1 protein-coding gene is annotated in these 1,498 nt (G+C 60.0%); it reads left to right on the forward strand.

Going from position 1 to position 1,498, the window contains the following annotated elements; genetic code table 11:
* Window positions 1-516 precede the first annotated feature (516 nt).
* Window positions 517-840: an arsenate reductase ArsC gene (locus CKO23_RS24640; RefSeq protein ID WP_440870597.1), complete on the forward strand. Its 324-nt coding sequence runs from the start codon at window positions 517-519 to the stop codon at window positions 838-840.
* Window positions 841-1,498 lie beyond the last annotated feature (658 nt).

Here is a 1,498-nt window from a genome sequence, read left to right on the forward strand (position 1 = left end):
TGGTCGATCAACTCCCCGAGACCCAGCTCGTCGTACATTCCGGCCACGAGCCCCAGGTGATTGAGGACCTGGCTGCTGTAATGGCGTGGACTGGCCATGGAGGCGGTGTCGATATGGACGGCCATGCATGATTCCCTCTCAATGTTCGCGAACAACGCGATGATAGGGCAATCGAGGGGACGGCTTCCGCTGGAGGGAGGGCTGTGGAATGACGGTGCTCAGCCACGATGACGGGCGTTTTGTTCGTTTTTCGTGTGCGAGATGACGACACCTCCACTGAAAATCAGCAACAAAAAATTCGTTATTACACGTTATGGCGTGCGGAATGTCGGCACCGACTTACGTTGGACCGCACCGCTCATATCAGGTCGCTCAGATTACCGATTCGGTCGCTGGCTGCGGAACCGTCATAAAAGGTTCACTTGCCGACTATATACGCTGATCGGAATATATTGCCAACGCGAGCGACCGCGACGATATCCCGAACCCTGCCAATTTGAGGAGCCCTCGAACGCCATGGCCGACACCCTCTTCAACGTCCTCTTTCTCTGCACCGGCAACTCGGCGCGCAGCATCCTCGCCGAGCGCATCATCGAGCGTTGGGGCTCGGGTCGTTTTCGCGGCTTCAGCGCCGGCAGCTACCCCAGGGGCGAGGTGCATCCGCTGGCGCTGGATCTGTTGCGGCGTAACAACTACCTGACCGACGGACTGCGCAGCAAGGACTGGGCTGAATTCGCCGAGCCCGACGCCCCGGCCATGGACTTCGTCTTTACCGTCTGCGACAGGGCCAAGGCCGAGATGTGTTCGGTGTGGCCCGGCCAACCGATGACCGCCCATTAGGGCACGGCGGATCCGGCCGCCGTCGAGGGCGATGAGCTGCCCCGGCTCAACGCCTTTCGCACCGCCTTCCGCGAGATCGAGAACCGAATCAAGATCTTCGTTGCTCTTCCCTTCGCCTCGCTCGACCGGCTCAAGCTCCAGCGCGAGCTCGACCGCATCGGCACGACCTGAGTCCGCCTGACCCGGCGCACCACGGCCGTCATGGAAGGCTCACCAAAGGGTCATCTCGAACCATCTCGCGGCCACGCCGATCCAAACCATGCCTTGACCTGGATACTCCTAAGAAACGGTCCGTTGCAGCAATGCGGCGTGCCCCAGTATCCGAAGGATGGGCATGGCCATAAACGAGGAGCCTCGGAGAAGAGTGACGGCTTTCGCTTGTTTAGCTGACGTCGTCCACGCGGTACCAGGCGATTGAACTTGGCTGCCCCCTTCTTGTTGGAACGCACGGATCGAGTGACCGGACCTGGGGCTTTGCGGGCTCAGAGCAGTCAATCCGAAGTGACTGCTTCTTGTGTCAGCCGCTGACCGGATCTCTGACCATGCTTCTGTTTCCCCTTCCTGTGATGAGGAAACAGACGATGAAGACAAACACTGACACGTCCCACGCCGCACATGAGCCGTGGAACAAGGGCAAGCTGATTGGCCAGAAGCCGCC

Origin of the sequence: Thiocystis violacea, assembly GCF_016583565.1 — a bacterium.
In the GTDB taxonomy this organism is placed as follows: domain Bacteria; phylum Pseudomonadota; class Gammaproteobacteria; order Chromatiales; family Chromatiaceae; genus Thiorhodococcus; species Thiorhodococcus violaceus_A.